At 50.2% G+C, this 26075-nt stretch carries 24 protein-coding genes and 2 pseudogenes; 20 read left to right on the top strand and 6 right to left on the bottom strand.

All coding sequences use genetic code 11. The features are described from left to right. The first annotated feature begins 122 nt into the window (after positions 1–122). From rfbB to BSF44_RS13690, 18 genes and pseudogenes are all read left to right on the top strand, one after another. Positions 123–1187 carry a dTDP-glucose 4,6-dehydratase gene (gene rfbB / locus BSF44_RS13775; protein WP_095944014.1) on the top strand — a complete coding sequence of 355 codons (1065 nt, stop codon included), beginning with the start codon at positions 123–125 and terminating at the stop codon, positions 1185–1187. Positions 1188–1194: 7 nt separating this feature from the next. Continuing rightward, the gene (rfbD, locus tag BSF44_RS13770; protein WP_095943961.1) at positions 1195–2064 is read left to right on the top strand and encodes a dTDP-4-dehydrorhamnose reductase; all 870 of its coding nucleotides are present in this window, start codon (positions 1195–1197) and stop codon (positions 2062–2064) included. Then, positions 2061–2954, top strand: a complete 894-nt coding sequence (gene rfbA / locus BSF44_RS13765) for a glucose-1-phosphate thymidylyltransferase RfbA (protein ID WP_095943960.1) — start codon at positions 2061–2063, stop codon at positions 2952–2954. Before rfbD ends, rfbA begins: the two co-directional genes overlap by 4 nt. Continuing rightward, on the top strand, positions 2951–3514 hold the full coding sequence (gene rfbC, locus BSF44_RS13760) for a dTDP-4-dehydrorhamnose 3,5-epimerase (protein ID WP_095943959.1): 564 nt from the start codon (positions 2951–2953) through the stop codon (positions 3512–3514). Before rfbA ends, rfbC begins: the two co-directional genes overlap by 4 nt. Further along, a complete protein-coding gene (locus BSF44_RS13755; protein WP_172435348.1) occupies positions 3514–3918 on the top strand; it encodes an FdtA/QdtA family cupin domain-containing protein in 405 nt (134 codons plus the stop codon). The genes rfbC and BSF44_RS13755 overlap by 1 nt, the downstream gene beginning before the upstream one ends. Continuing rightward, a complete protein-coding gene (locus BSF44_RS13750) occupies positions 3911–4375 on the top strand; it encodes an acyltransferase (RefSeq protein WP_095943958.1) in 465 nt (154 codons plus the stop codon). The genes BSF44_RS13755 and BSF44_RS13750 overlap by 8 nt, the downstream gene beginning before the upstream one ends. Next, complete coding sequence (locus tag BSF44_RS13745; protein WP_095943957.1) at positions 4372–5499, top strand: DegT/DnrJ/EryC1/StrS aminotransferase family protein; 1128 nt, start codon at positions 4372–4374, stop codon at positions 5497–5499. The genes BSF44_RS13750 and BSF44_RS13745 overlap by 4 nt, the downstream gene beginning before the upstream one ends. Continuing rightward, positions 5496–6773: an O-antigen translocase gene (locus tag BSF44_RS13740; protein WP_095943956.1), complete on the top strand. Its 1278-nt coding sequence runs from the start codon at positions 5496–5498 to the stop codon at positions 6771–6773. Before BSF44_RS13745 ends, BSF44_RS13740 begins: the two co-directional genes overlap by 4 nt. Then, positions 6770–8215 (top strand): hypothetical protein, encoded by a 1446-nt coding sequence (locus BSF44_RS13735; RefSeq protein WP_095943955.1) that lies wholly within the window; start codon positions 6770–6772, stop codon positions 8213–8215. The genes BSF44_RS13740 and BSF44_RS13735 overlap by 4 nt, the downstream gene beginning before the upstream one ends. Continuing rightward, complete coding sequence (locus tag BSF44_RS13730) at positions 8215–9396, top strand: hypothetical protein (protein ID WP_141250028.1); 1182 nt, start codon at positions 8215–8217, stop codon at positions 9394–9396. The genes BSF44_RS13735 and BSF44_RS13730 overlap by 1 nt, the downstream gene beginning before the upstream one ends. After that, positions 9386–10306, top strand: coding sequence for a glycosyltransferase family 2 protein (locus tag BSF44_RS13725; RefSeq protein WP_095943953.1), 921 nt, complete (start codon positions 9386–9388; stop codon positions 10304–10306). Before BSF44_RS13730 ends, BSF44_RS13725 begins: the two co-directional genes overlap by 11 nt. Before the next feature lie 74 nt (positions 10307–10380). Further along, complete coding sequence (locus BSF44_RS13720) at positions 10381–11292, top strand: glycosyltransferase (RefSeq protein WP_371918247.1); 912 nt, start codon at positions 10381–10383, stop codon at positions 11290–11292. Continuing rightward, entirely contained in the window at positions 11289–12254 is a 966-nt protein-coding gene (locus tag BSF44_RS13715) for an SDR family oxidoreductase (protein ID WP_095943952.1), read from the top strand. Before BSF44_RS13720 ends, BSF44_RS13715 begins: the two co-directional genes overlap by 4 nt. Beyond that, positions 12251–13270: a glycosyltransferase family 4 protein gene (locus BSF44_RS13710; protein ID WP_095943951.1), complete on the top strand. Its 1020-nt coding sequence runs from the start codon at positions 12251–12253 to the stop codon at positions 13268–13270. The genes BSF44_RS13715 and BSF44_RS13710 overlap by 4 nt, the downstream gene beginning before the upstream one ends. Before the next feature lie 82 nt (positions 13271–13352). Further along, a complete protein-coding gene (locus BSF44_RS13705) occupies positions 13353–15347 on the top strand; it encodes a nucleoside-diphosphate sugar epimerase/dehydratase (protein ID WP_095943950.1) in 1995 nt (664 codons plus the stop codon). Positions 15348–15594: 247 nt separating this feature from the next. Next, entirely contained in the window at positions 15595–15870 is a 276-nt protein-coding gene (gene tnpB / locus BSF44_RS13700; protein WP_256589075.1) for an IS66 family insertion sequence element accessory protein TnpB, read from the top strand. Between the two features lie 18 nt (positions 15871–15888). Then, positions 15889–16563: pseudogene (locus BSF44_RS13695) on the top strand (transposase); the annotation flags it as partial. A 98-nt stretch (positions 16564–16661) separates the two neighbouring features. Then, positions 16662–18431: a hypothetical protein gene (locus tag BSF44_RS13690; RefSeq protein ID WP_095943949.1), complete on the top strand. Its 1770-nt coding sequence runs from the start codon at positions 16662–16664 to the stop codon at positions 18429–18431. Positions 18432–18600: 169 nt separating this feature from the next. Here BSF44_RS13690 and BSF44_RS13685 read toward each other — a convergent pair whose 3' ends face one another. From BSF44_RS13685 to BSF44_RS13660, 6 genes are read right to left on the bottom strand one after another with little or no spacing between them, the layout of a single operon-like run. Further along, positions 18601–18960, bottom strand: a complete 360-nt coding sequence (locus BSF44_RS13685) for a GtrA family protein (RefSeq protein ID WP_218194552.1) — start codon at positions 18958–18960, stop codon at positions 18601–18603. A gap of 22 nt (positions 18961–18982) precedes the next feature. Further along, entirely contained in the window at positions 18983–19942 is a 960-nt protein-coding gene (locus BSF44_RS13680) for a WxcM-like domain-containing protein (protein WP_095943947.1), read from the bottom strand. Beyond that, positions 19935–20867, bottom strand: a complete 933-nt coding sequence (locus BSF44_RS13675) for a glycosyltransferase family 2 protein (protein ID WP_095943946.1) — start codon at positions 20865–20867, stop codon at positions 19935–19937. Before BSF44_RS13675 ends, BSF44_RS13680 begins: the two co-directional genes overlap by 8 nt. 13 nt (positions 20868–20880) lie before the next feature. Beyond that, positions 20881–21972 carry a DegT/DnrJ/EryC1/StrS aminotransferase family protein gene (locus tag BSF44_RS13670; RefSeq protein ID WP_095943945.1) on the bottom strand — a complete coding sequence of 364 codons (1092 nt, stop codon included), beginning with the start codon at positions 21970–21972 and terminating at the stop codon, positions 20881–20883. Further along, on the bottom strand, positions 21969–23045 hold the full coding sequence (locus tag BSF44_RS13665) for an acyltransferase (RefSeq protein WP_095943944.1): 1077 nt from the start codon (positions 23043–23045) through the stop codon (positions 21969–21971). Before BSF44_RS13665 ends, BSF44_RS13670 begins: the two co-directional genes overlap by 4 nt. After that, a complete protein-coding gene (locus tag BSF44_RS13660) occupies positions 23045–24505 on the bottom strand; it encodes a hypothetical protein (protein ID WP_095943943.1) in 1461 nt (486 codons plus the stop codon). Before BSF44_RS13660 ends, BSF44_RS13665 begins: the two co-directional genes overlap by 1 nt. An 842-nt stretch (positions 24506–25347) precedes the next feature. Between BSF44_RS13660 and BSF44_RS31110 the strand changes: the two are divergent. Beyond that, positions 25348–25455: pseudogene (locus BSF44_RS31110) on the top strand (hypothetical protein); the annotation flags it as partial. 112 nt (positions 25456–25567) lie between these two features. After that, positions 25568–25903 (top strand): ComEA family DNA-binding protein, encoded by a 336-nt coding sequence (locus BSF44_RS13650; RefSeq protein ID WP_095943941.1) that lies wholly within the window; start codon positions 25568–25570, stop codon positions 25901–25903. The last annotated feature ends 172 nt before the right edge of the window (positions 25904–26075 follow it).

Here is a 26075-nt window from a genome sequence, read left to right as displayed (position 1 = left end):
GGTTTGCTTGACTGCGATGCACAGCTCGCAAGCCCGGGTGCATAACGTGTCGAACGGGTGTTGCGTGAGCATTAAAGACGATTAACGTATATCGAGCGTTATTCGAGTCTAAGGAGATGATGTTGAAAATATTAGTAACCGGTGGCGCTGGATTTATTGGCTCGGCAGTAGTCCGTCATATCATCGCCAACACCAAGGATTCGGTGATCAATCTGGATAAATTGACTTACGCCGGTAACCTCGAGTCCTTGGGTGATAGTGCCAAAAGTGACCGATATGCCTTCGAGCGTGTCGATATTTGCGACGCCACTCAGTTGCAGTGTGTGTTCGATGAGCATCGGCCTGATGCGGTTATGCACCTGGCTGCAGAGTCCCATGTTGACCGCTCGATCAGTGGTCCATCGGACTTCATTCAGACTAATATCGTCGGTACATACACCCTGCTGGAAGCAGTCCGTCAATACTGGAATAGCCTGGACGCAACCGCTCAACAGAATTTCCGGTTCCATCACATTTCGACCGACGAAGTGTATGGCGATCTTGAAGGCCCGGAAGATCTTTTCACTGAACAGACTCCTTACCAGCCGAGCTCTCCTTACTCTGCGAGCAAGGCAAGCTCGGATCATCTGGTTCGGGCTTGGAGCAGAACTTATGGCTTGCCAGCTGTAGTCACCAACTGCTCTAACAACTACGGCCCATGCCATTTCCCGGAAAAACTGATCCCGCTGGTTATCCTGAACGCGCTGGAAGGTAAAGCCTTGCCTATTTACGGCAAGGGCGATCAAGTCCGTGACTGGTTGTATGTAGAAGATCACGCCCGCGCACTTTACAAAGTCGTAACCGAGGGCGAGATAGGCGAAACCTACAATATCGGTGGTCACAACGAGAAGAAAAACCTCGAAGTGGTCCATACGGTTTGCGCTTTGCTGGATGAGCTATGCCCGGATTCACCGCATCGCCCACATGCTCAACTGATTACTTACGTCCAGGATCGTCCGGGCCACGACCAGCGTTATGCAATCGACGCCAGCAAAATTCAACTTGAGTTGGGTTGGGTGCCGGAAGAAACGTTCGATTCCGGTATCCGTAAGACGGTGGAGTGGTACCTGAACAATCAGTCTTGGGTAGAGCACGTTAAAAGCGGCAGCTACCAGCAATGGATCGACCAGAACTACTCTGAGCGGTAAGCCTGATTTGAAGCTTTTGTTGCTGGGTAAAAACGGACAGGTAGGCTGGGAGCTTCAGCGATCACTGGCAAACCTGGGCGAAGTGATAGCACTGGACCGCAATGTCGAGGATGGTTTATGCGGTGATCTCGCCGATGTGCCCCGCTTGCGGGCAACCATCCAGCGAGTTGCGCCAGACATCATCGTCAATGCTGCCGCCTATACTGCGGTGGACAGGGCCGAATCCGATAAGGATCTGGTACAGGCTATCGCGGAAGAAGCCGCGAAGCTGGGTAGTTGGTTTGCTCACTATTCCACGGATTACGTGTTCGACGGTGCTGGCTCGGTGCCCTGGCAGGAAGGCGATGTTGTTTCTCCCGTCAATTACTACGGCATGACCAAGTTGATGGGGGAGCAGGCCATTACTGCGGCAGGCTGCAAATACCTGATCATGCGTACTTCTTGGGTCTACGGCGCACGAGGAAACAATTTCGCTAAAACGAGGTTGCGCCTCGCAGCAGATCGCGATGAGCTCAACATTATCGACGATCAGGTTGGAGCTCCAACGGGTGCTGATCTGATCGCTGATGTCACTGCGGCCATGATCCGCCAGGCACTCGTCGATCCTGAGGTCGCGGGTATTTATCACTTGGTGGCAGCAGGTTTCACTTCGTGGCACGAATACGCAAGCTTGGTCATCGAACAAGGCAAGGCGAGCGGTCTTCCCCAGCAGGTGCAAGCGCTCAATACAATACCGACCACGCAGTTCCCGACGCCTGCGCGTCGACCATTGAATTCCCGGCTCAATACCGAGAAACTGCGCGATACTTTTTCCACCCACTTGCCGGATTGGCGTAGTGGTGTGACCCGGATATTAAAGGAAGTGTTAGAAAAATGACCTTCATCAAACGCAAAGGCATCATTCTGGCAGGCGGCTCTGGTACGCGCTTGCATCCATTGACGTTGGGCGTGTCGAAACAGATGCTTCCTATCTTCGACAAGCCGATGATTTTCTATCCGCTCTCCGTGTTGATGCTGGCCGGGATGCGCGAAATTCTGATCATTTCTACTCCAGAAGATCTGCCGTGTTTCAAGAAGCTGCTGGGGGATGGCAGTCAATACGGTATTGAGTTGACCTACGCTGAGCAACCAAGCCCGGATGGATTGGCGCAGGCCTTCATCATTGGAGAAGAATTTATCGGCAACGATCCTTGCTGTCTGATTCTTGGCGACAACATTTTCTACGGTCAGCACTTCTCCGATAACCTTCGCTCGGCCATGTCTCAAGCCTCCGGGGCTACTGTATTTGGTTACCACGTGTCTGATCCTGAGCGTTTCGGCGTGGTGGAGTTCGACAGCACCGGCCGCGCCCTCAGCATTGAGGAAAAACCGAGCCATCCGAAGTCCAACTATGCGGTTACCGGGCTGTATTTTTATGACAATCGTGTCGTGGAAATCGCCAAGAACATCAAGCCGTCGCCTCGTGGCGAGCTGGAAATCACTGATGTCAACAAAGCGTATCTGGACGATAAATCACTGACCGTGGAAATGCTCGGTCGTGGCTTTGCCTGGCTGGACACCGGCACTCATGAGTCGCTGCTGGAAGCGAGCCACTTCGTACATACCATTGAACATCGCCAGGGCCTCAAAGTGGCTTGCCTGGAAGAAATCGCGTTCAACAGCGGCTGGATCACTCCAGAGCAGCTCAGCACCCAAGCTGAAAAACTCAAAAAGACTGGCTATGGTCAATACCTGCAGAAGCTACTTGTAGAGGCTGCTGGCAAATGAAATTGATCCAGACCTCGATTCCCGATGTGGTAATCGTCGAGCCTGCGGTTTATGGCGATGAGCGCGGCTGGTTCATGGAAAGCTTTAACCAGGAAAAATTTCACGCTGCTTTGAAAGATCTCGGGTTACCCGTTCCTCGCGCGTTTGTTCAGGATAACCACTCCTGTTCAGCCAAGGACGTATTACGGGGGCTGCATTTCCAGCGCTCGCCCCATGCGCAGGGTAAACTGGTGCGTGTCGTTCTGGGCTCAGTGTACGATGTCGCAGTGGATATACGGTCGGACTCCGCGACTTACCTGCAATGGATTGGCATTGAGCTTTCCAGCAGTAACCATAAGATGCTCTGGATTCCGGAAGGCTTCGCGCACGGGTTCGTTGCGTTGGAAGATAATACCCATTTCCTCTACAAGACTACGGACTATTACGATAAAGCCTCTGAGGGCGCGCTTCATTGGAGCGACTCGCAACTCGGAATCAATTGGCCGGGATCTGATCACTACATCATCAGTGAAAAAGACGAGCAAGCACCCGGTGTCGCTAGTTTGTCGGTGATCCAGTGATGAGCTTGATAAAGTTTCTGGATATCAAGACATTGGGTGATGAACGAGGTCATCTTATAGCGCTTGAAAACGATAAAAACATTCCGTTCGCCATCAAGCGCGTGTATTACCTGACCGATACCCAGCCTGGCGTACCGCGAGGTTTTCATGCCCACAAAGAGCTGACGCAAGTTGCGGTCTGCGTCTCCGGGCGTTGCTTGATGAAAATAGATGATGGCCATACTCAGGAAGAAGTCTGGCTGGATGTTCCTGACAAAGCGATCGTTATCGAGAAAATGATCTGGCATGAAATGCATGAGTTCAGTTCAGATTGCGTCCTGCTTGTGCTTGCCAGTGATTTCTACGATGAACAGGATTACATCAGGAACTACGAGGTTTTCGTGGAGCAGGTAAAGAATGCCTAAAATCCATCCGTTCGCCGATGTCAAAAGTACTAGGATCGGTAAAAACACCCAAGTGTGGCAATTTGCTGTGGTTTTTGACGGTGCGGTTATTGGCGAGAATTGCAATATATGCGCGCACACGCTAGTTGAAAACGGCGTGACGGTCGGCAATAACGTGACGATCAAGTCGGGAGTATTCCTTTGGGAGGGTACTGTTGTCGCTGATAACGTTTTTATCGGGCCAAACGCAACGTTCACCAATGACGTAATGCCGCGTTCCAAGGTTTATCCGGAGACTTTTTCGGGCATCTCTATTAAACAGGGTGCAAGCATTGGCGCCAACGCAACGATTTTACCGGGCGTGACTATTGGTGAGCAGGCAATGGTAGGAGCCGGGGCAGTCGTTGTTTCCAATGTTCCTGATCGGGCAGTTGTTGTGGGTAACCCAGCTAAAGTTATTAGGTATCTGAGCGAATGATTAGTTTCCTTGATTTGAAATCCATCAACCACGCTTGCCGCGATGAGCTAATTGAAGCCTGTACGCGCGTTATCGATTCCGGTTGGTACATTGGAGGAAGCGAACTTCAACAATTTGAAAGCAGCTATGCGCAGTACTGTGGAACCAAACATTGCATTGGCGTAGCTAATGGACTGGATGCATTGGTGTTGGTAATCAGAGCCTGGAAAGAACTGGGTTACCTTAGCGAAGGTGACGAAATTCTGGTTCCGTCTAATACCTATATCGCGAGCATTCTTGCGATTTCGGAAAACGGGTTGGTGCCTGTCCTGGTAGAGCCTGACCTGACAACGTTCAATATTTGCCCGGTCAATGCCGAAGCCGCCATCACCGCTAAAACCAAAGCGATTCTTCCGGTACATCTTTATGGTCGGATAGCCGACATGCCTGCAATCATTGCATTGGCTGAACGCACCGGATTGCTCGTCTTGGAGGACTCCGCACAATCCCACGGAGCGAGTATCAACGGGGTAAAAGCAGGTGCATGGGGGCACGCTTCCGGTTTTAGCTTCTACCCAGGCAAGAATCTAGGCGCTCTTGGGGACGCCGGAGCAATAACCACGAATGACGATATTTTAGCCTCTACGCTTAGAGCATTGCGTAATTACGGTTCGCATGAGAAATACAAGAACCTTTATCGGGGAATGAATAGTCGACTGGACGAGATTCAGGCGGCCATGCTTTCGGTAAAGCTTAAGTACCTTGACGAGCAAACTGTTCATCGTCGACAAATTGCGAGCCTGTATACAGCTAATATTAAAAATCCTGCGATCAGGTTGCCAGTATCTTCAAGCTTCGACTCATCGGGCGATCCAAGTCATGTATGGCACGTGTATACCGTGCTCTGTGAGGATCGGGATGCCTTGCAAAAGCATTTACTTGCAAATAATGTACAAACTCTTATCCATTATCCAATTCCTCCTCATCAACAGCAGGCGTATTCTGAATTGGCAGCTTGTTCTCTGCCTGTATCGGAACAGGTTCATCGTCAAATACTTAGCTTGCCGATGGGCCCGGATTTATCTCTGGAAGACGCGCGTGCTGTAGTAGCTACCTGTAATAGTTTTCAGTCAGACAGGACATGAACCTAGTTAGAACCAGTCTGCTAAATGGAATAGCAGTCGTCATAAAGATGTTGACCTTGTTGGGGCTTAATAAGGTTCTTGCCGTGTATGTCGGGCCTGCTGGTTACGCAGCAATCGGGCAGTTCCAAAACGCGGTGCAAATGATCACGACGTTTACAGGTGGAGCAATCAGCAACGGTGTCGTGAAATATACGGCACAATTTCACGACAGTCCTGACCGACAGGTCAAGCTGTGGAGAACAGCCGGTACCATTACGATTGTGGGCAGTGTACTGGTAGGTGGTCTGGTTGCATTGTTTCATCGTCAGCTTGCTTTGATGTTTTTAAAAGATGAAAATCTAGGCGATGTTTTTCTCTGGTTCGCTGGCGGCATGGTTTTTTTTTCGTTAAATGCTTTGCTGCTGGCAATATTGAATGGCAGAAAGGAGATTCTGCTGTATGTGGTAGCGAATATCGTCGGAAGTCTTCTGTCGTTCTCTGTAACTTTTTACCTGGCTACTCAACTTGGTTTGTATGGGGCACTGATAGCGCTGGTAATATATCAGTCGGTTAGTTTTGTTGTTACGCTGCTTTTATGTCTCAGGACAGAATGGTTCAATATCAGTTCGCTCATTGGGCGTGTCGATAGAGACACCCTGCGCAATTTGTCAGGTTATTTTTTGATGGCCGTTGTATCTGCTGCCTGCGTTCCTCTAGGGCAGATGCTGGTGCGAAATCATTTAGCCAATACATACGGCTTGGAAGTGGCTGGTTATTGGGAAGCAATGTGGCGATTGAGCGCGGCTTATCTTTTGTTAGTGACGACTACTTTGAGTGTCTATTATTTGCCTCGACTCTCTGAGTTAAAATCTGGTATTGAAATAAAAAGAGAGGTTTTGGACGGCTATAAACTGATATTGCCTGTTGCAGTTGTCGCCGGGCTGCTCATGTACCTGCTTAGAGATATTGTGGTCTCGCTGCTGTTTACTTCAGAGTTTTATCCCGTTCGTGATTTTTTCTCAGGTCAGGTGGTCGGTGATAGTTTAAAAATATGCAGCTGGATTATGGCGTATGTGATGCTCAGTAAGGCCATGGTTAAATTATTTGTGGTTACTGAGTTTTTATCTTGTGCAAGTTTTTATGTTCTTTCAGTTGTCTTTACAGATCTGTGGGGTATGGCAGCGGTCACATGGGGTTATGCAGCGAACTATGCGCTGTATAGCGTGGTGATGTATCTGTTCGTTTATCGAAAACTGGATGATCATTCTGCTTCACATTCGGGGCAAGCCATATGAAGAAATTAATGGCTGATCTAGAGTCCAGAATAATCTCTGAGACTGACGCGAATAAAGCATTAGAAACAGCAGTCCTGTATGGAACCCTGTTGTGGTTTGCTGATATTGGAATTTATGATGCCCCGGCGATCGAAAGTAATTTAATTGAACGCTGTTTGGGGATGTTCAAACATGGCGTCTTTGAACGCTTGGAGAGTTGCGCGTCAGTCGTTCACGTCATCAGCGAGCCATTACTCACTGGTGGGCACACCAGGCTTATGGAAAAGCTCGCTGGAATGCATGAGGATCCAGTAGATCTCATTATTGTTCGTTGCGCATCTCCTCGCGCGGAACTGCGTATTAAAAGCTTCTTTTCGAAAACGTCGAAAGTCTCAATGGATCGACCACTTGATATCGTTATCCAGCTTGTGAAATTGTTTTTCTCATATGAGAAAATTGTTTTGCATATACATCCTGATGATATCTGTGCAGTCGTTGCCTGTGGTGTTGCAAAACGTTTGTTTGGTACAGAAATATTTTTTGTAAATCACGCGGATCATGTTTTCTCATACGGCACATCAGTCGCCGACTACTACTTTGAGCTTAGTAGTTACGGTAGAAGATTGGATTTAGAAAAAACTATATATGGAAAAAAGTCGTTCTTGGGGATTCCAGTAAAGGCATGTGTTGCGCCGCGAAACCTTGATTTAGCGCCAGATAAAAACCAGCAGCTGCTTTTTGTTTCCGCGGGCTCTGACGTCAAATACAAACCCAACAAAGGTAAGGATTTGTTCGCGCTCGTCTCTCGAATTCTTGATGTGTACAGCTCGTCCAGATTTTTAATCATTGGAACGGACTTAAAAACGTCTTTTTGGTGGTGGCCACTAAAGATAAAGTATCGCGGACGATTGCAAATTTGCTCTCATCTCGAATTTGACGAATATAGCAAGGCTGTAGCAGAAGCTGACTACTACGTAGACAGTCATCCTATTCCCGGAGGCACTGCATTCGCAGAGCAATATTTGAGCGGCCGGCGCTGTGTCGGATTGGTCTCGCCCATTCAAGGGTATTCTCCAGCTGACAAGTTGAAACGTGGGAATGTTGATGAAGTCCTATTTTGTATCAATGAATACCGTCACTCGGATTCGATCTTTACTGAAATAGAAACCGTCAACGGGATCGAAAACGTTAAACGTCGCTATTTGGCATGTGTGTTCAAAGGCCAAACCACTGAGAATATGCTGGATATATCGAACGAGTGGACGGGGGATATTACTTTTTTCATGAAGGACAAGCGTCGAGCGAATGTAGATATTTCTGTGAGCTCGTTTCTGTCACTCTACAATCTTGGTGACGGATTTGCTTTGCGCTTGTTTCGTAATTTGACATTTTCTAAGAAAGTCAAGTTGCTTGTTAAAATTCTGGTTTCTGCGGGCAGATTCAATAAGAAGGTCTCAGTATAGTGGGCGTCAATAAAACGGTTTCCTACAATAAAGGTGCTGCGACTTTTCTTGTATTGCTCTACTGTCTGTCAACGGTGCTCACGCCAGTTTTTTTACTGAACAAATTAATATTTGCTCCGCTATTTCTTTTGTCTATCGGTTTTTTGTTTTTTAGACCAGCAATAACATATGCACCACTATTAATTGTTTTGATTTTTATCTATGGGTATTTTTTGGGCTTTTTAAGTGGGGCTGATGATTCTTTAGGCAGGCAAATGCTCTTCGGCTCTGTCGCGCTATTTCTTATTTATTTTATAAATAATTTCAAAGTTGATATGTCTCGCGCTGTTAAATTCACGGGGGCGATTTTCGCGCTTGTAATGTGTGGGCTCTCATTCTTGCTGATGGTTCTGCCCAGTTTGCCTATAGGCAGGATCCTTCTGGATTATTACAATGCTAACGAGTTAGGGTTTTACGGTGTTCGAAATTTTGGTGGTTTGCAGATGTTTATGCTCCATCATCGATCAACTCCTTTTCTATTGGTGCCGCTTTCCCTGTTTTTTATTGATTTTTTGAACCTCAAAAAAATCGGTGCTTTATTTTTTGTAATTGTTGTATCGACCGCTATTGTCTGTTCTGCCTCTCGAGCTCTTATGGTGATGGCGCTGGTATCATTGTCGGTCCTGTATTTTTCTCACAAAAATTGGTCGATGCGGTTGCTGATGATTATTGTTGCAGTTCCGCTGGTAGCGTTTGCCTTGTATTTTCTGGCTAGCGAGACCAGCATGTTTAGCTCGAACGAGCAGTCAAACAGCATTAAAATTGGTCATCTCATTTCTTTTTTTGGCATCATTGATTGGGATATGTTGTTGTTTGGCAAGGGGCTTGGGGCGTATTTCTTTACAGAAGGATATGGAGCTGTCGTATCTCAGACCGAAATTACCTGGATGGATGCAATTCGGTTCTTTGGTCTTCCTTTATCCGCGTTGCTACTTCTCGTTCTGTTGTTTCCTGTTCGTAATATTTCACTCGATTCAGTATCGGCTTCGAGCAGGCTAATAATGATTCTTTACTTGATCATGTCCATGAGTAATCCGGTATTGTTCAACTCATTCGGCTTTTTGGTAGTCTTGTGGTACTGGTCTATAGTGTTGAGGGGGCAAGATGCACCGCTTGTAAAGGAAAATACAAATGGAGAGTAAATTGAAGTCTATTGCCGCTGTGGTTGTAGGTTACAACCCAGATATTGAAGTTCTCGATGATCTTCTGATGTCGTTATCTGCCCAGGTTTCTTTGTTGATACTGGTTGATAATGGTGGAGCAGAGAATTATCTGAGCAAACACCCTGATGTGAAATCGTCCGTCAGGTATTTGCCAATGGAAGGGAACAAAGGTCTAGGGGTCGCACTCAATGCAGGATTTGAGCTGGCGGTGACTGCTGGATTTCCCTATATGGTGACATTCGATCAGGACAGTCACGCTGCTTCTGATCTTATTGCAAGCCTTGAATCAGCGATGATGCTTGCCAAGTCACGCGATGAAAAGTGCATTGCTGTCAGTCCCACTTTTTTTGATCGAAGAGATGGAGGAAAAAAAATCGCTTTTCCTTTTTATCGGTCTGTTGATGGGGTGATCAAGCCTATTTTTACATCAGACGATCCTCATGGTTTAGTGAGGGCGGACGCTCTTATTACATCTGGAATGTTTGTTGATACCCGAGCCTGGAAGGAGGGGATCAAGTACGATGAAGGTATGTTTGTTGATTTCACTGACACTGAGTGGTGTTTCCGGGTTAGTGATCATGGCTATAGCCTGTACGGGTGCCTGAACGTTGAAATGGGGCATGCGCTGTCCGACGCACCACCGGTGAAGATTTTTGGTTTGAGTTTTTTTAGATACTCGCCCGTTCGTCGTTATTTTTTCTTTAGAAACACAGTAGCAGTCTGTCGAATGCCACATACACCTGACTGTTGGAAGAAAAGATTGTCTATTGCGCTAATGTTGCGTTTTGCTGTGAATTTGCTGATCGACAGTAATAGGCTTCAATCGTTTAAGATGATGGTTCGGGGTATTCGTCATGGATTACGAAATAGCTTGGGTTCTGCCCATTGAGATAGGCACGTCAGCCATGGAGTTCGCTGATCTTTAGATTCATGCGAGATTTTCATTCGAAGAGAGATATGAGGATGGTACCTCGCTATTTAGTTATGTTGGCTGCTTATAACGGCCGTCAGTGGATTGCAGAACAAGTTAACTCCATTCTCAATCAAGAAGACGTATCGGTCACTCTCTTGATCAGCGTCGATACGTCTGATGACGGGACGGAGCAGTGGGTCACTGATTTAGCAGAATCGGATTGTCGCGTGAAGTACCTGCCTCATGGCGGAAAATTTGGGGGCGCCGCTCGAAATTTTTTCCGGTTGGTAAAAGATGCACCAACGGAAAACTTCGATTATTTTTCATTTGCTGATCAGGATGACATCTGGTTGCCGAGGAAGTTGATCCAAGCGGTTCACGTTATGTCTAAACAAGGCGTCGACGGCTATTCGGGCAACGTTACTGCTTTTTGGCCAGATGGAAGGGAGTGTGTAATCATTAAATCCCAGCCACAGGTTCAGTATGATCATTTATTCGAAGCTGCTGGGCCTGGCTGCACTTACGTGTTTTCAAAAATCCTGTTTGTTAGGTTACAGGAGCATATTGCGCATAATTTCTCACAAGTGCAGAACGTAACCCTTCATGATTGGTACTGTTATGCCTTTAGTCGAACGCATGATTTCACTTGGGAAATAGATAGTAATTCCTATATGCGATATCGACAGCATGCCAATAATCAAGTCGGAGTCAACAGTGGAGTAAAAGCCTTTCGTGCCCGGCTTTCAAAGGTGTTCGATGGCTGGTGGCTAAACCAGTCTTTGCTTATTTCAACGTTGATCGGAGTCCGCGACACCCCCTTCGTCCGGAGTTGGAGCAATTTGCGCCGCCTGGATCTGGCGCGGTTAGCATTCGCGGGCTTCAGATGCCGAAGACGGTTACGCGATAAATTTGTATTTACTGGCCTTTGCCTTACCCTTGTGATTTTGAGGCAAAATAAATGACCAGAATTTTGGTTACCGGGAGTAGTGGGTTTGTTGGAAATAGCCTCGTAGAGCAACTTTCCCTGCATAATGAGCTTAATTTAGCGGTCCTTGTTCGTCAGTCACCTATCACACTTAGAGAAGGAGTCGATTACTATATATTTTCTGATTTTTCTGAAATTGGCGTTGGACATCAGTCACTTGTAAATGTAGACGTTTTCATACATTTGGCGTCTCGTGTACATGTTATGAATGACACGGCAGCGGATCCGCTTGCGGCATTCCGTGCAATCAATGTCGAGTATACGTTGAATTTGGCGCGTAATGCGGCAGCCGCAGGGATCAAGCGATTCATCTTCGTCAGCTCCGTCAAGGTGAACGGAGAAGGTACTCCTCCAGGTTGTCCTTACAAGGAAACCGATACTCCAAATCCGGTGGATTTTTACGGTATCTCCAAGCTGGAAGCTGAGGAAGGACTTCGATTGATCGCAGCCGAAACGGGTATGGAAGTTGTCATCATCCGCCCCGTACTTGTTTATGGACCTGGCGTTAAGGCGAATTTTGAGAACATGATGAGATGGTTGCAAAAGGGCGTACCGCTTCCTTTTGGGGCGATACAAAACCAGCGCAGTCTTGTGGGACTGGATAATCTTGTAGATATGATCCAGACCTGCATAAATCATCCAGCTGCCGCTAATGAAACATTTCTGGTGAGTGACGGCGAAGACGTATCCACTTCGCAGTTGTTGCGTAAGCTCGGGACTGCATTGAATTGTCCGCCCCGTTTGATACCTGTTCCAGAATGGTTGCTCATAGCGGGTGCAACGTTACTGGGCAAAAAAAGCCTATCGCAGCGACTATGTGGTTCGTTGCAAGTCGATATCACTAAAGCTCGGCAAATGCTTGGGTGGCAGCCTGTGCTGACGCTCGACCAAGCTCTACGCAAGACCGCTGAACATTTTATTAGCGAGCAAAATCAATGACCTATTGGTACGTCCTTCCATTTGCTGCGGTTCTCTCATTGCTTTTGACTGCAGTGTTGCGTCGATACGCATTGCATCGCAGTATCATCGACATCCCCAATGCCCGCAGCTCCCACTCCATTCCTACGCCGCGCGGCGGTGGTGTTGCGATTGTATTGGCATTTCTGTTTTGCCTGATTTTCATGGCCAGCGCTGATTTGCAGCCGATAGCGCAACTTATTGCGATGATCGGCTCCGGAGCGTTGGTCGCAGTGATCGGTTTCATGGACGATCACGGGCATATTGCTGCAAGGTGGCGTTTGTTGGGTCATTTCGTCGCATCCGCGTGGGTAATGTTCTGGATGGGCGGCTTACCCGCACTGAACTTTTTTGGGTTTTCTCTCGATCTGGGGTGGTTCGGAGGGGCGCTCGCCGCCATCTATCTCGTCTGGATGTTGAATCTCTATAACTTCATGGACGGTATTGACGGTCTCGCCAGTCTAGAGGCGATCGTCGCATGCCTCGCGATGTCGGTCATTTATTATCTTGCCGGTCAGGAAGCCATGATCTGGGTGCCATTGATACTGATGATGACGGTGGCCGGATTTCTGTACTGGAATTTCCCCCCGGCGCGCATCTTCATGGGCGATGCCGGTAGTGGTTTTCTCGGCATCGTTCTGGGTGCCCTTTCGATTCAAGCCGCGTGGGCAGGCAGTGAATACTTTTTTGCCTGGTTGATCATGCTCGGCGTCTTCGTCGTCGATGCGACTGTTACCCTGATTCGCCGCCTTGTCAGAGGCGACAAAGTGTATGAGGCGCACCGCAGTCACGGTTATCAATACGCATCCCGTCATTTTGGCGGGCACTTTCCGGTCACTGTTGGTGTCTCTCTGATTAACCTGCTGTGGTTGTTTCCTGTCGCACTGAGCGTAACCTTGCTTAAGCTGGACGGCGCGACCGGATTGGTAATAGCCTATGCCCCCTTGATCGTCCTGGCCTTCAAGTTCGAGGCAGGTTCGCTTGAAAAAACCGTCTGAGGACGGCGACCCTTTATGGATAAATTTTCGGAAAAGTTGGCGCGTGAAGTCAGGGGATAAAAACGAAGTGATAGATGGATTTATGGGGCAATTGCGCGCTTGGTTGCTTTCTCTGACCCGGCGTCAGAAGCGGTTGATACAGGTTACGGCGGACATCCTGCTGGTGTGGGTATCGCTGTGGCTTTCCTTCGTCGTTCGCCTGGGTATTGAAGAACTTATCAATCCTTTTACGACCCATCAATGGCTCTTTGCCTTCGCTCCAATTGTCGCCATTCCGCTGTTCATCCGCTTTGGCATGTATCGCGCCGTGATGCGTTATTTCGGGAATGACGCATTAATTGCAATCATCAAAGCGGTCAGTTTGTCCTCTTTGGTTTTGGGCGTAATCGTCTACTGGTACAGCAACCACGAAAATGTGGTGCCACGCTCGATCATCTTCAACTATTGGTGGTTGAGCCTTGTGATGATTGGCGGTCTGCGGCTCGCCATGCGTCAGTACTTTCTCGGTGACTGGTTTGCTGCGGCCCAGCATGTTCCTTTCACCAGCCGAGATGATGGACTGCCTAAAGTTGCCATCTATGGCGCGGGCGCGGCGGGCAATCAACTGGTCGCTGCATTGCGCATGGGACGCGTGATGCGGCCAGTCGCATTCATCGACGATGATAGTGGCATTGCTGACCGGATCATTTCCGGATTGCAAGTCTTCAAACCCAAACACATTCAACAGATGATCGATTCGACCGGTGCCCAAGAGATCCTTCTCGCGATCCCTTCATCAAATCGAGGCCGGCGCCGTGAGATCCTCGGGTTTCTTGAAGGTTTTCCGTTACACGTTCGCAGCGTACCTGGCTTCATGGATCTTGCCAGTGGCCGCGTCAAGGTCGACGACATTCAAGAAGTAGACATCGCAGACTTGCTGGGTCGTGATGCGGTGCCGGCGCAGGGAGGTCTGCTCGAGCACTGTATCAAGGGGCAATGCGTTCTCGTTACGGGGGCCGGCGGATCAATCGGTTCGGAGCTTTGCCGTCAGATCCTTTCCTTGCACCCAATCACGCTTTTGTTGTTCGAACACAGCGAATTCAATCTGTATTCGATTCTGTCGGAGCTTGAGCAAAGTATTGCTCGTGAGTCGTTGTCGGTGCGTGTGTTGCCCATCCTCGGATCCGTGCGTAATCAGGACAAGTTGCTCAATGTCATGACGGCGTGGGGTGTGGACACTGTTTATCACGCGGCGGCGTACAAACATGTACCGATGGTTGAGCACAATATCGCCGAAGGCGTTCTGAACAATGTTATCGGAACGCTCAACACTGCGCAGGCAGCATTGACCGCCGGCGTGGCTAACTTTGTACTGATTTCTACCGACAAAGCCGTACGTCCTACCAATGTCATGGGAAGTACCAAGCGACTCTCGGAATTAACGCTGCAGGCTCTCAGCCGTGAGCTTGCACCCGTGTTGTTCGGTGATGATTCGAATGTTTCGCGCGTGAATAAGACTCGCTTCACCATGGTTCGTTTTGGCAATGTGCTTGGATCTTCAGGTTCGGTCATTCCGCTTTTTTACAAGCAGATCAAATCTGGCGGACCTTTAACAGTAACGCACCCCAAGATCACTCGTTACTTCATGACGATTCCCGAAGCCGCCCAGTTGGTTATCCAGGCGGGTTCGATGGGGCAGGGGGGCGATGTGTTTGTTTTGGACATGGGCGAGCCGGTCAGAATCGTCGAGTTAGCCGAGAAGATGATTCACTTGTCGGGTTTAAGTGTTCGATCGGAGAGAAATCCTCACGGTGATATCGCTATCGAATTCACAGGGTTGCGCCCCGGTGAGAAGCTCTACGAAGAGCTCTTGATCGGGGACAATGTTTCAGCAACTGAGCACCCGATGATCATGAGCGCGAATGAAGATCATCTCTCTTGGGACGTGCTCAAGGCCAGGCTGACCGATCTCCTTAACGCAGTCGGTCAAGATGATTACACCCGCGTCCGCCAACTCCTTCGCGAAACCGTCAGTGGCTACACCCCCGAGGGTGAAATCGTTGACTGGATCCACCAACAGCGCCGTCTCGAACCCTGATTGTTTCACAACCTGTAACACTCGCATTTTTAACATGTGCCCACTATTACCTACGATTGAGGAGCAGCTTGGGAAAAGCGTAAGCGCTCCATGAACCCCACATTCAAAGCCGTCATCTGATCCCCGATGCTGTGCTCCCGATTCTTTTCCGGAGCCTGCACCTCATGATGCGTCCCGACGCCAAAGTCGAAAAAGTCTGTCTCTACCCAAGCCCGTCGACTTCCGAAAATCCATCGACGGTCTGGCTGTGCTGGTCGAGTTGGACATTAAGGTCGCGGTTTTTGACCTCGTGCTTTTCGTCTTCCTCAACAAGCCCCGCAACCGAGTGAAGATTTTATATTGGGAGCGCAATGGCTACTGCCTATGGCTCAAACGGCTGGAGTCCGAGCGATTCAAAACATCGCCCGATGTCACCGACAAGGCAATTGTCCTGACCGTCCAGGAACTCAACTGGATGCTCGACGGTTTTGACCTCTGGCGCAACCGCCCCCATCAGGTTTTGACGCCACGATTCGTGGCCTGATTCGGTATAATCCAGGGCATGATTTCGATGCCCAAAGACCTTCCTGGCGACCCCGCGCTGTTCAAGCAATTGCTAGAGCAGATGCTGATTGAGCGCGAGTCTAACAAGGGCCGCATCGTTCATCTTGAAGAAGAAAACGCGCTGCTGCGCCAGCGCCTGTTCGGACGTAAGTCCGAGCAGACAGCCGATCTGGCAACGCCTCAGCTAGCCCTTTTCAACGAGGCGGAAAGCCTTGCCGAGCCTGTCGACGAAGACGTTGAAGAAGAGGTTGTTGCTCCGACCAGGCGCCGAGGCAAGCGCAAACTGTTGTCGGCTGAGCTGCCGCGTATCGAAGTCATCCACGAACTGTCTGAACACGAACTGACGTGTGCCTGCGGTTGCCGCAAACATGCTATCGGCGAAGAAACCAGCGAGCAGATGGATATCGTGCCGATGCAGATCCGGGTGAACAAACACATCCGTAAAGTTTACGGTTGCCGTGGTAGCGAAACCGCTCCAGTCACCGCTGACAAACCTGCACAGTTAATCGAAAAGAGTATGGCCAGCCCGAGCGTGTTGGCGATGCTGCTAACCACCAAGTATGTCGACGGCTTGCCGCTGCATCGTTTCGAGGCGGTGCTGAGTCGGCATGGCATCAAGATATCTCGCCAGACATTGGCGCGCTGGGTGATCCAGTGCGGCGAGCACCTTCAAGACTGGCCGGGGATTTGACGTTTGGCTCGCGCCGAGTCAAATCATTGCGATACCATTCGCCGCTCTTACTGTTTCCCTTGAAAAGGCATTCGAATCGCATGATGTGTACAAAAATAAAACAATGTGGCAGGCCAGCTGCAATTGTGCCCGTGCTCGCGCTCGCGGTGATTTTCCTTGCCGGGTTCGTCGCATACATGCGTGTGCTGCATCCGCAGGTTGTATTTATGGATTCATTGCGATTCTTGATGTACTTCGATAATTCTGAGCAAGGACGTGCATCACTACTATCGACGTGGGACCAAGGCCAACACCACGGGCTCATTGCGCAAACCGCCGTCTATTTAAACGCCAAGTTGTTTGGGCTTAGAGTGTTTTCGGCCGCATTGCTCAGCGGTTTGGTTCTTGCAATCACCGGTATTGTGCTGGGACTTTATCAGTACAGGACCTTGGAGCCGAAGGGAGCCATAAGCTTTCTTGCCTTTATAGGGTTGGCGGCAATCACCTTCCTTGCATTATTTAGTTTGGCCAACTGGGAATTGTATGCACTCGATGTTGGTGTAACCCTATTTGGCAAGAACTTGATTTTCATTTTGTACTGGATTGGCCTCGAGCGTGCCCTCGGATCGTCTGACGGCTCGAAGGCGCTTCGTTGGACGATTCTTGCATCAACACCATTAATTACCTTGGTGCTTGCTTATGGGTGGACTTATGCGTTTGTATTCGCCTCGATATTCTGCATCTTCGTATCTGATCCAAAGGACGGAGGGGCGGTGCGATTTCGACGCGCAGTGGCCGGTGCTCTTGTTATTTCGATAGTTTTGTATGTCATCGGCGGCTATGTTGCTCCCGGAGAGATTTCCAGTACGGGCGACTCTAGCCTTTTAAATGCTGTGGTAGGACTCTCTTTCGCTCTCTCGACTGCGTTCATGGGGAATGAAACTATCGCGGTGCTCGGTTTGCCGACATGGGTACAGCATCTGGCCGCTTTCGTTCTGCTCGGAACTGCGTGCGGGACCGTGATTGCTGGGGTCTTCTCGTCGAAGAAACTCCCCTTACTTCCTTTGGCGATGATCATCTATGGTGGTCTTCACGTAGCGGCCGTGTCATATGCGCGTGGTCGATTTGACCCGGTTAATGCAATGGCATCCAGATACTCTCTGGACATTACGCTGATAGTCATTGGCGTTATCTGGTCCATATTTCTGGCTATAAAATCGACATCTATGACAGGTGTGAAGCCGAAGGTGCTAGCGGTACTGGCATTGGTCATATCCCTGGCATTTGTCGTTGGGCATGGCTTAACCGCCTCGGATGAGTGGGCAAAGGCTCCATACCGCCACGAGGTTTATATGGGGATGCTTGATGTAACCTTGTTTGGTGTAAACACCGAGGAAGATGCAGCTCTACTTCAGCAACCTATAGAAATAGCTCGTCGTGGCGTCGAAATTCAGCGTGAGTACGGTCTAGGCCCATATCGGCGGATTGGCTGCGCTGAGCCTGTGCAGGGAGCTGGATGGATCGATGTGCGTGACGGTAGTGGATGGACTTCTGGCAGTGCGCGCGCCGTACTGAGAAATTGTGGCGGAACATTGGTGTTGGATGCGTATATACCGGACTCGTGGCCCGCGAAGAATATTTCAGTTTCTGTAGGTGGTGCCGCGCCAACGGTTGTGAGAGTCACTCCTGGCGTTAGAGCACCAGTCTATGTACCGGTCAATACAGCAAGCAAGTTCCTTGATGTCACAATAACCGTGGACAAGACCACTCGACCGTCTTTGATCTCCAAAGACTCGTCGGACGATCGGGATCTTGGTTTGTTCGTAGCGTCAATGCGCAGCGAGGATAGGCCTAGGGCAGCGAGCAATTGATCGACGCACCAATGGGAGGGGCAGCTATTTCGCTTCCAGGCGAGTTCACTCGACCCCAAAGCAGGATTCTGGTCGTGGCTATGGTGAGCCGGCCAGCTTCAACATGGCCAAACGGAATTCGGCGATAAAAAAATACCAGGGTCAAAGCGAAAACAGTGGTGGTATCACCTTATGTGCGACGCAGGAACCAGCGCGTCATCACAAAAGTAACGGGGATAGTCACCACAATGACGACCAGCGGTGCAACGCTCTGAGGAATGCTGAAGCGCTCGACAAAGACGCTTAACAGTGCTGCCGACAACAGATACTGCACCAGGTATACCAGTGGAAAGGCAAAGAAGCCTTTCCAACTGACGGGGGTCTTGAAAACGACCGTTGCGTTGAACCAATAGGAAAATACTACGCCAGTGGCAAAGGCCAGGGCGTACGCCACTTGATAAGGCAATACGACCTGAAGGCCGAAGTACAGGCCGAAGGTAAAGGCGGTGTTGATGCCACCGCCAACAACAAACTTGACCAGGTCGGTCAACGTCTTTCGCCTCGACATCCGCTCAAGCCTGCTTTTGAGATTTGATCAGATCGACAAACTGACCGTAGTCGCGGATGTAGTCGTCGGCGTCGTAATAGTCGGATGCGAACACCAACAACATGGCATCGGCTGAGTACTTGTACTGAATGCCCCAGGTCTTGGGCGGCAGGTACAAGCCCATGTTAGGGCGATCCAGTGTGATTTCTTCACGCGTCTGGCCATCATCCACGACTACACGGATGCTGCCTCTGACTGCGATCAGAAATTGGTGGCACTGGTGGTGAGCGTGCTCGCCACGGGTATCGGCAGTGGGTACGTCATAGACCAGGAAATAGCGTTTCGGGTTGAACGGAATCTCGCGTTCGAATTCACCCACCGACAGGCTGCCACGCAGGTCAGGAACAGCCTTGAAGGTATGCAATGTGACTCCGGACACTTTGGTGCCGGTCACTGCCGGTTTCGACGAGGCACTGACCTTCATGCTCTCGTTGGTACTCTCGACGGCGTCAGCGTAACCAATGATCTTGGCCGGGTTGCCGACGACTATTGCAAACGGAGGGACGGATCGGGTTACAACGGCACCAGCGCCGATCATGGCGTTTTCACCAATGGTCAGGCCGGGGAGAATGGTGGCGTTGGCACCGATGGTCGCTTTGGTCTTGACGATTGTGCGCAGGAATTCATCCGGATACTGCTTGCTGCGCGGGAAGCGGTCATTGGTGAAAGTGGCATTGGGGCCAATGAACACATCGTCCATGATCTCGATACCATCCCACACCTGAACTCCGCATTTGATCGTGACGCGGTCACCAATGACCACATCGTTCTCGATAAAGACGTTATCGCAAATGTTGCATTCGGAGCCGAGACGGGCTTCGGGCAATACATGCGCGAAAGCCCAGATCTTGGTGTCCTTACCGATATGTGGGGATTCGCAAAGCCCTTTGGGGTGAACGAAATACTCGGCGTTTTCATTATTCATGATTGAAATTCTCTGTCCTCATCGGGATGGCTAACGGCCTGGCCTTGGTATTTTCGTAGGTACGCCATGCGTATGAACCTACGATCCCCAGGCCCAACAGGTTGGCTGCCCCCAGAAAGACGATGACATTAATGGTCATTGCGTAACCTGAAACTGTGATCAGTCCAAGAAGCCGCGCAATGGCTACGGCGATACCGAAACTGGCAGCTAGAAGGGTAGTTACACCACCCAAACGTGTCAGGAGGCGGATGGGAAGGTCGGTAAATGCGAAAATGCTGTCCATCATGTAGTTCACTTTTTTGGTGAACGTCCATGCCGACTTGCCGTGCTCACGCTTAAGGCGGTTGTAGGAAATAGTCTTGCGCCGATAGCCCAGCCAGAAAATCTGTGCGATCAACGAACTGTGCCTTTCATCGAGGGTCAGGAGCGTGTCGCGAAAGGTTTTGTTGCAGCCGAAGACATCCACGCCACCTTCTGGAATTTCCGGTACTACATAGCGTCGATACAGGTTCCAGAATGTTTTGGAGGCAATACGCGACAGAAGGGGGTCGTCCCGACCTTCACGGACGCCGAGAACCACATCGTACTGCCCACTGAGCAGTTGCGTGTTCATCTCCAGCACCAGCTCCGGTGGTTCCTGCAAGTCGGCAGCCATGACCGCAAAACGATCACCACGACCGGCCTCAAGGCCTACCCGAATGGCCGGGAACGAGCCAAAGTTGCGGGAGAGCAAGACCAGGCGGGATTCGAAGCGTTGCTTGGGTAACTCATCCCGCAAGATCTCGTAGCATCGGTCTGGACTGCCGTCGATCACAAAGACCACTTCGAAATCGCCTGCTAATTTGCTGTTCAGTCCATCGATGGCGATCAACAAGTCCGGCAATGAGCCTTCGTTTTTATAAACAGGAATGACTAAAGTTAGCAAGCGATGATGCTCCTTATTGTTCGAAGTATTTTTTCACAGCTGTGATGACTGTCTCTACCGCTTCATCGGTCATGCCGGGGAAGCAAGGTAGGGTCACCAGGTTTTTGCACGTGCTTTCGGTCACTTCCATGGAGCCGACAACATGGGGCTCGGTATAGGCTGCTTGCTGGTGGTCCGGAACCGGGTAATGAACGTCAGTGGTAACGCCTTGGGACTTCAGGAATTCACGCAGAGCATCACGATTCTGAATGCGCGCGACATACAAGTGTGCGGCGTATGACTCGTCGACCGATGGCAAAGCTTCGAAACCCAGGTCCGCAAAGGCGGCATTGTAGCGAAAAGCGATGTCGCGGCGCGCAGCGTTCCAGGCGTCCAGCAACGGCAGCTTGATCCGTAGAATCGCGGCTTGCATTTCATCCAGGCGACTGTTTTTGCCGCCGGCATGCCCAACGTGATACTTGGAGGACCAGCCGTACTGGCGCAGAGTCTTGAGGCGTGCGGCCAATTCCTCATTGTTGGTCACAACTGCACCACCATCACCCAGGGCGCCGAGGTTTTTGGTGGGGTAGAAACTGAAACAAGCCACATCACCAAAGCTTCCGGCCTGACGACCATCGCGCTGTGCGCCGTGAGATTGTGCGCAATCCTCAATCAATTTCACGCCGGCCGCATGGGCCAGAGCCAACAATTCTTTGATATCTGCCAACTGACCGTAAAGGTGAGTGACAATCACGCACTTGGGCTTGTGTTTGAGTGCCTCTGAAAGAGCCTCGACCGACATGGTCATGCTGGACGGGTCGATGTCGACATAGAGTGGTGTGGCGCCGATGGCATGAATGGCCGTGCTGCTGTAGAAGCCGGCGTTGGCCACGGTAACTACTTTATCACCACGCTCAACACCGACGCTGCGCAGGGCAATCTCGATTGCATCTGTGCCGTTTGCCATGGTCACACAGTGCTCGACGCCTACATAGGCGGCGAACTCCGCTTCGAAACCAGTCACTTCTTCACCCAGAACATACCAGTGACGGTCCAGAACCTTTTTAACCGCACCAAGGAAGTCCAGATTTTTATTCATTGCTACATCGGAAAAGAGAGGGATCATATCAATGCTCCTTGGTTATTCAATCCGGAATTGATCGCTGATGTTGTAGGTTTTTTGATGAAAACCTTTTTTAGGCGCATGGCTCTTTTTTCGACGAGATGCCAAGAGGCAATACCGCAAGTCAAGGCGATCGTACTGGCAACCAGGCAGTTTTGAATCCCTGAAAACTGTGGGAATGCCCAGGCGGTCAGCTGTTGTGCCGGCCAGCCGTAAAGATAGACGCCGTAAGAGTAATCTCCCCACTTATCCATCCATGCGAATTGTTTCAGAAAACTGACCGAACAGAAGAAAGTCACCAGCAGCAGTATGTAGCCATAGACAAATTTTTCAGTACCCAGCGTAATGCCGGCCAGAAATAGTGCGATCAGCAAAAAGTACGGACTGACGGGCACGCTGTCGCGGTTGATGTATAGAAACGAGCCTATATAGAACAACAGGCAGACATGCAACATCGTCGAACCGAATGCCGGCGGCAGAGATCCCTGGTTGTTCCAAATCACCACAATCAGAACGAAAAACAACGTATTGAACACGGCACGATTGCGCATCAAGCCGAAGAGGTAGAAAAACAGGACAACGACATATAGCCAGACTTCGATCACTACCGACCAGAGCGAACCGTTCACTGCGTGATTATGATTTTGAGTGAATACGCCCGGCAGGAAAAAAGCACCTTGGTAGGCAAATGCCAGGTTCTTAAAGTAAGACCAGACCTCGCCATTGGTGAGGTAGTCCGATACGGACAATGTGGTGACGATACTGCCCAGCACAAACGTCACTAGTATCAGATTGACCCAAAGTGCCGGAAAAATCCTCAGCACCCGGGAGATGACATAGCTCTTCACGCCGCTGTTCAGGATACTGGCCGTGACCAGAAAACCGCTGATCAGGAAAAAAAGGTCGACTGCAACTCCGCCAAAAAATGCGTAACCTGTGGTGACCGCTACCCAGTCTGACGGGGCACCGGCAACAATCGCCGAAGTATGGCCGTAGATGACCGCTAGCGCAGCTACTAGCCGGATAAAGGTCAGATTATTGTTCTTTCCTGCGAATAAATCCGCCAACGTACGCATTATTTAGCCTCGGCGATCGAAATTTTTATGCAGTTTGCATTTGCGTCTGCTTCGCCTGTCACCACGATCTTTCCATGGGACATATTCGCCCCCAGCTGGAAGCCCGGATAGAGCGGAGAGTTCTTGTCGACAACGATATTCCAGACAGTATGCAGACCCATCACAGTGTCCAGATATTGGCCACTGTGCATGTACCACGGTGAGAAAGCACCGGCGCCGTAAACGCACACGGATGGTGCGGCATTGATGGCGGTCTTATTTTCATCAAGTTGTTTGAGCACCCGGGTATTGTCTGAAGCAATAACGTTGTACCAATTGGCAATGGCGGATCGACCTGGAGTGTCTACCACATACAACAGGATGGTGAGAGTCGCCAGCAACGCGCAGGTTACATAAGCGCTCATCGAGTTCGCGGAGTTGGTCTTGAACAATTCTGTCAGTGCGACATAGACGCCGCCAATGATGAACGGCAGCCAGATCAACTCATAGTATGGGTTTACGTGGTTCGGCAGGACGGAATAAGGGGCGATCAGTGTCAACGCTGCCCCAACTATATAAAGTGTTTTCGGGATCTGCTTGTCACGTACCAGCACGTACAGCGCCACAATACCGGAAAAGACTATTGCCGCCGCAACGATGCGCCCGTGGCCAATCATGGTCGAATGTCCGGTGCCTGTCAGGTAACGCCACACCGTGGCTGCCACGCTGGTCACCGAGGTATCGATGAAGTATGGGGAGTGGACATCGTTTTCGCCCAGGAAGCTGGAAGCGGCCAGGAACTTCGCGCCTGCAACCATGAGCAGTGACGCTGCCAGGCCGATCAGGCCAACGACGATGCGTTTTTTGACCGGGTTGTTCGACCTGATCAGAACGTACGCGAAAGAAAACGCATAGAACAGAATAAAGTCTTCCTTGGCCAGTGTGGACAGCAACAGCAACACCACTGATGCATATAGCCAGACGTTACTGGTCTCGCGATCATCCTTGAACACGAAATATACGGCTGCGAGACCCAGGCAGCCCGACATCATGTGCGTCACCATACCTGTGTAACGAGCGTATTCGGCGACGATAGGACTGGATAGCGAAGCTACCGCAAACAACATCAGAGTTATCCAGTACTGGCGAGGTTGCAAGACCTGAACCAGGATCCTCCAGCACAGGAATACGTAGGTGGCGGTGAGGATCCTGACAGCCCAGCTCAGGTACTCAGGGCCCATGGAGGAAAATATGTAAATCGCCCAGGTCGAAAGCGGACGGTTCCACGACCAGGCCAAACCTCCTGAAGCCAGCGCATAGTTGGCGTAATCGTCGTGATGAGCAGGAATGGAGCTTGGTAGCAAGGCTGAGACAGAGTAGTACGCCATTAGATAGAAGATGGCACAAATTAATGCATATGAAAGGAGATTCACGTGCCTTGAAATAATCGTTTTTTGCATCGGGTTCATTGAGATGCTCATTTCTTTTCCATGTTTTTGTAAGTGTGTGGCGTACACGTGCCCCACTTGGCGTCATTTATTGCTTTGTTCTGCTCGAACAGAGCCTGATGATCAGCGCTTTTAAGCTTATTGAAGGACGTAGACAATTGATGGTGAATAAACACATCTTCCGCACACAGAACTCTTAGGCCTGACTGCTCTACACGGCGGCAATAGTCATCGTCTTCGAAGAATCCTCGACCGAAGGCCTCATCCAGCGGGCCGACCGATTCATACACTTTTCGCGTGAACATCACGCACAAGCCAACGAAAAGAGTGATGGCGAAGTCGGTTTTGCTTTCATCTGCCGATACACCCCAGCGTGCCTTGAAAACTACCGAAAAAAGACCATGACAAACCCAATGTCGAACCGCGATAACGGCCAGGCAAATCGCGTTTACTCAACTGCATTGTCAGCCGTTTGTTGCGCCAAAAGCTGTTTATCATTTCCACGGGGTTTGCTGAATAATTTCGCATCAGTAATGTGGCTCGACTTCTTGTACAGGTGGCCGATCGACGTTCAAGTATTGACAATGGCCCCTGTGAGCCCAGCGTCTCAACCGCGTCGCGCATGGTAGCGTATTGGACTGTGCCTTTTCACCTTGTAATCGCCGTTTTCCTAAGCGGTGGTGGTTGCAGGTGCGGCAGGTTCTTTCCAGGAGGGGCTTATCATTGCAAGTGAGTGGAACCGGGGGATACCGAGGCTTTTTGCCGTTTCTGGCAGGTACGGCCTTACGGAAAACAAACGGTCAAGAGAAGGTGTTGAATAAATGAAACAGTACGGGTGGATGAGAAGGGTTGGCTGAGCTTCTCACAGCAGTCGAAAAGACGATTATTCCCGCGTACGCCAGTTACGCGAAACCGTCAGTGGCTATACCCCCGACGGCGAGATTGTCGACTGGATCTATCAGCAGCGTCGCCTCGAACCCTGATTGTTTCACATGCTGTAACGGACACATTTTTGACACGCTCCAGACATCACCTAAGTTTTGAAGGCAGCTTCGGAAAAGCTGCTTTCTCAATCGATGTCATGGAGCGTCATTTATGCGTACTGGCTATTTCTACTCTCTCGTTTTTGCCCTGCTGACCAGCACTTCAATTGCCGTCGTAGCTGCACCTGCAGTCAAACAGGAAGCTGGAAATCCTCCTGTGGTGATGGAAGCTTCAGAGAAAGAGCAGTCCGGCAAAATCAACCTCAATGCGGCGGATGCAGCAACACTGCACCGCGAACTGTCCGGTGTGGGCGAAGCCAAGGCGAAAGCGATTGTTGCGTATCGTGAGGATAATGGACCCTTTGCTTCAATTGACGAACTGCTTGAGGTCAAGGGTATCGGCAAAGCCATTCTCGATAAAAACCGCGAGAAGCTTGAGGTGAACTAAACTTGTAAATCTACGCCAAGGGGCCGGTCATTGACCGGCCTTTTTACATGTGCGCCCAGCATGGGCGCAATCTTGCGGGTGAAAGTCCCGCCGTAAGCTGGCCACAGCGAACGAAGTGAAGCGCAACTGCATGAGGGCGACCGAGTGTGGGGAGGAAGCGTGGAGCGAAACC

The organism is Pseudomonas sp. ACN8, from assembly GCF_002303925.1.
Taxonomy (GTDB): Bacteria; Pseudomonadota; Gammaproteobacteria; order Pseudomonadales; family Pseudomonadaceae; genus Aquipseudomonas.
The sequence above is the reverse complement of the archived record's forward strand: the minus strand, read 5'-3'. Positions and strand labels throughout refer to the sequence as shown.